Annotated in this window: 3 protein-coding genes; 1 reads left to right on the top strand and 2 read right to left on the bottom strand. The window is 67.8% G+C overall.

The window, feature by feature from the left end; translation table 11 throughout:
• Nucleotides 1-318: 318 nt before the first annotated feature.
• Nucleotides 319-2,577 (top strand): M4 family metallopeptidase, encoded by a 2,259-nt coding sequence (locus tag D7X55_RS36400; protein WP_120552666.1) that lies wholly within the window; start codon nt 319-321, stop codon nt 2,575-2,577.
• A gap of 111 nt (nt 2,578-2,688) precedes the next feature.
• Here the strand turns inward: D7X55_RS36400 and D7X55_RS36395 are convergent, their stop codons facing one another.
• Both D7X55_RS36395 and D7X55_RS36390 read right to left on the bottom strand, forming a co-directional pair.
• A complete protein-coding gene (locus D7X55_RS36395; protein WP_121725434.1) occupies nt 2,689-3,969 on the bottom strand; it encodes a DUF418 domain-containing protein in 1,281 nt (426 codons plus the stop codon).
• 58 nt (nt 3,970-4,027) lie between these two features.
• Nucleotides 4,028-4,501: DUF418 domain-containing protein (locus D7X55_RS36390; RefSeq protein WP_147470358.1), on the bottom strand; the 474-nt coding region annotated here is incomplete at its 5' end.

Here is a 4,501-nt window from a genome sequence, read left to right as displayed (position 1 = left end):
CCCCCGGGGCCGTGCCGGATGTCCGTGGCCGCACGGACCCACCCGGGTCGGGAATAAATGAGACGGCAATTTCTCCCCGACGTTCACTCATTGCACGCATCCGCCGACAGGTACTTCAGCCATGAAGTAGCCGCCTAACCGGTTTGAAGCATCCACCCCGTTCCCGCGGGCTGCGTGAGTCCCTCCGTCATTTCAAGCAGTTGCGAGATAGTCTCGAAGTCTGAGAAGCGATGTAAAAGTGGAAATCTCGCCTGTACTTGAAATACGCGCAACTCTTGTGGCACAGTCGTTTCTAATCTCTCCCCTTAGGAGGCTTGCATGTACGAGAAGCGAGTTCGCGGCGCCCTGGGTGCCGCTGCCCTGTCCCTGATGGTTGGCGCTTGCACCGATGGCGCCCCTGCCTCGAACACGGAGGACGCGAACGTCCAGAAGGCTTCCGCCAACCTGACGGCGGGCCAGAAGGTCATCGCGGCTGACTCCGACGCGGTCCCCACCTTCGTCACCGGTTCCTTTGGTTCCGTCCCCGCGCCGTCCGCCATCCAGGGCATCGCGGCCCAGCAGCAGCTGGCGCCGGTGCTCGCGAGCGTGGCGCCGCTGTTCCGCCTGAACCCGAGCGACCTGTTCCTGAAGAAGGCCTACGTCGGCTTCGACGGTGACACGCACTACCGCTACGGCGTGACCAAGAACGGCATCCTGGTGCAGGGCGCCGAGGTCCGTCTGCACGCGCGCAACGGCTCCGTGTTCGCGGTGAACACCAACGCCCGCGGCGACCTGCAGGCCGAGGCCAAGGCCTCCATCGCCTCCGAGGCGGCCATCGCGGCGGCCATCGGTGATCGCGGCTCCCCGGAGCGCGCGGACACCAAGGGCGAGCCCCAGCTCGTGTACCGCCGCTCTGGCAACGAGCTCATCCTGGCGTACGAAGTTCGCGTCCAGGGCGAGCTGGCGGACACCACCCCGGTGGATGACTCCGTGTACGTGAACGCCAAGACGGGCGACGTCTTCGAGCGCGTTCCGCACATCCACTCGGCGAAGAACCGCCAGGTCAACGACATGCAGCACCGCACGAACGTCCCCACGGGCGGCGTGCGCGCCCGGTGGGAGGGTGATGCCGCCCACGCCGACCCGGTCGTGAACAACAACTACGACCACCTGGGCACGGTCTACGACTGCTACCAGAACCTGTTCGGCCGCGACTCCATCAACAACGCCGGCGCGACGCTGAAGAGCTTCGTGCACTACAGCAACAACTACGTGAACGCCTACTGGGACGGCACCCAGATGGTGTACGGCGATGGCGACGGCGTGAACGCCTCCAACCTGGCGAACTCGCTGGACGTGACGGCGCACGAGCTGACGCACGCCGTGACGGAGAACGAGTCCGACCTCACCTACTCCGGTGAGTCCGGCGGCCTGAACGAGTCGCTCTCCGACATCTTCGGCGCGGTCTGCGAGTGGTACAGCAAGGGCAAGGTCATCGACGCCAACACCTGGATCGTCGGCGACGACGTCTGGACCCCGAACATCCCGGGCGACGGCCTGCGCTACATGGACAACCCCACGAAGGATGGGGACTCGCTCGACTACTACCCGGACTACAGCTCCGGCGTGGACGTGCACTACAGCTCGGGTATCTCCAACTACGCGTTCTACCTGATGTCCCAGGGTGGCACGCACGTGCGCGGCAAGACGACCCAGGTCGTCACCGGCATCGGCTTCGAGAAGGCCGCCCGCGTCTTCTACAAGATCAACACCGACCTGCTGACCGCGTCCTCCAACTTCGAGGCGGCGAAGACCGCGTCGGAGCAGGCCGCGACGCAGCTGGGCTTCACCGCGGCGGAGATCGCCTCGGTGGGCAACGCCTGGAAGGCCGTGGGCGTGGGCGTGCCCGTGCCTCCTCCGGTCACCACGCCGATCGAGAAGGGCGTGCCCGTGACGGACATCTCCGGCACCTCCGGCAGCAAGCAGTACTACTCCGTGACGATCCCCGAGGGCGCCACGGACGTGACCTTCACGCTGTCCGGTGGCACGGGTGACGCGGACCTCTACGTCCGCAAGAACAACGCCCCGACGGACTCCCTGTACGACTGCCGTCCGTACAAGTCCGGCAACAGCGAGGTCTGCACGTTCGCCAGCTCCGGCCCCAAGGGCGTCTGGTACGTGATGATCAAGGGCTTCACGTCCTACTCCGGCACCAGCCTCTCCGTGACCTGGAAGGGCGGCTACGTGGACATCGGCAACGAGACCCGCATCGAGAACCTCTCGGGCGTGCCGGGCTCCGTGCAGACGTTCATCATCGACGTGCCCGAGTTCAAGAAGGACTCCGGCATCAACACCCTGTCCGTCGTCCTGGGCGAGGGTGAGGGCAACGCCGACCTCTACGTCCGCGCCGCCGCCGCCCCGACCCAGTTCGAGTACAACTGCCGTGGCGTCCGCGAGAGCGCGACGGAGAGCTGCATCCTGCGCAACATCCCGGTGGGCAAGTACTACATCAGCGTGGTCGGTGTGCCGAGCCTGGTGGACACCACGGTCGACGGCTACATCAAGACCGTGATGGCGGCCTCCTACAAGGTCAAGTAGTACCTGAAGGACTGGGGCGCGGCGAAGCCGCCGCGCTCCGCTCCTGAAAGACCCCGGGCTCCCGCCTCCTCGCGGGACCCGGGGTTCTTTTTTGTCCCGCGTGCCGCCCCTTCAGTTCGCCGCGGACGCCGGGCTGGAAACCCCGCGCAGGGACTGCATGCGGCCGTAGGTGAGCGAGCGCCACAGCCACTCCACCGGGCCGAAGCGGAAGCGCGCCAGCCACCAGTGGCTGAAGGCCACCTGCCCCGCGAACAGCACGACGCTCAGGAGCGCCGTGAGCGACGGCGGCGTGCGGCCCACCATCCCCAGGCCCCAGCCGTCATACAGGCACAGGCTCAGGACGGACTGCATGAGGTAGAGCGTCAGGGCCATGCGGCCCGCGGGCGTGAAGACGCCCAGCACCTTCTTCCAGCGCTCCTTCTGGAAGAGGAGCGCGAAGGCCGCCGCGTAGCCCACGCCCAGGAAGAGGATGCCCACGTCCTTCACGACGCGCATCCACACCACCCAGCCCGGCACGCTCGTCGCGCCCAGGAGCGCCAGGTTGATGCCCATCACGACGAGCCCGATGACGCCGCCCACCCCCATCCCCCAGGCGGTGAGCTTGCGCAAGAGCGGCCGGTGACGCTCCACGTCCTGCAGGAGCCCCCGGCGTCCGGCCCACACGCCCAGGAGGAAGCGGCCCAGGATGATGGACAGCAGCACCGGGCGGTTGGGGTTGGGGATGCTGTCCCAGCCGTAGCGCGCGTTGGCCTGCTGGGTGGTCACCACCGAGCCGCTGGACAGCCCGGCGAGGTACGCCGCGCGGCGCCGCGCCTCCTCCTCGCGCGTGGCCTTCTGGGCGCGCTCCACCTCCGCCGCGCCGCCCGTCAGCGCCGGGAGCACCCGCTGCCCGACGGAGAAGCCGATGGGCACCACGAACAGGAACAGCGCCGCGCAGACGAGCACCGTCTTTTCCGAGCGCTGGCGGAACAGCAGCAGCAGGAAGCCCACCACCGCGTAGGTGGTGAGGATGTCGCCAAACCAGATGGCGAACATGTGCACCAGGCCAATGCCCATCAGCACCAGCAGCCGGCGCCGGTACACCGGCACGACGGAGGTGCCCCGGCCTTCCGCGCGCGACATCTGCAGCGCGAAGCCCAGGCCGAAGAGGAGGGTGAAGAGGGTGACGAACTTCTGTTCGACGAGGAGCGCGAAGAGCGAATTGACCGCCACCTCCAGCGGCGGCGCGCCCAGCGCCAGGGCCTGCTCGCGCGGCAGGAGCAGCCGGCCGTTGAACCAGTTCAGGCTGTTGGAGAGGAAGACACCCAGCAGCGCGAAGCCGCGCAGCGCGTCCAGGACGTGGACGCGCTCGGAGTTGTCAATGGGGCCTGCGGCGGGGGGGGATTCGGACATGTCCGGAACTACACGCTTTCGCGTGGAGCTGCGTCAAATCCGGGCCCCCTGGAATGACTCAGTGCGCCGGGCGCGCCTCTCCAGCGGGGACCAGGCGCATGGGCTGGGCGCGGCCGTAGGTGAGCGAGCGCCACAGCCACTCCACCGGACCGAAGCGGAAGCGCGCCAGCCACCAGTGGCTGAAGGCCACCTGGAGCGCGAAGACGCCCAGGCACATGAGCACCGTGCGCGACGGGGGTGTGTGGCCCACGAGCCCCAGGCCCCAGCCGTCATACAGCGTGATGCTGATGACGGACTGCATGAGGTAGAGCGTCAGGGCCATGCGGCCCGCGGGCGTGAGCACGCCCAGCACCTTCTTCCAGCGCTCCTTCTGGAAGAGCAGCGCGAAGGCCGCCGCGTAGCCACAGCCCATGAAGAGGTAGCCCACCTCCCGCAGGGTGCGCATGCCCACCATCCACGCGGGCGGGTTGGGCGGCGGGCCGGGGACGCCCTGCCTCTTCAGGAAGAGCACCAGCGACAGGGTGGCGATGGC

This window comes from Corallococcus sp. AB049A, assembly GCF_003668885.1.
GTDB lineage: Bacteria > Myxococcota > Myxococcia > Myxococcales > Myxococcaceae > Corallococcus > Corallococcus interemptor.
Note: the sequence above shows the minus strand (reverse complement) of the source record. Positions and strands in the feature narration are given on the sequence as shown.

Bases quoted from the DNA above. Each gene is read 5' to 3' on its own strand.
- D7X55_RS36400 (WP_120552666.1), top strand. From the start codon at position 319: ATGTACGAGAAGCGAGTTCGCGGCGCCCTGGGTGCCGCTGCCCTGTCC.
- D7X55_RS36395 (WP_121725434.1), bottom strand. From the start codon at position 3,969: ATGTCCGAATCCCCCCCCGCCGCAGGCCCCATTGACAACTCCGAGCGC.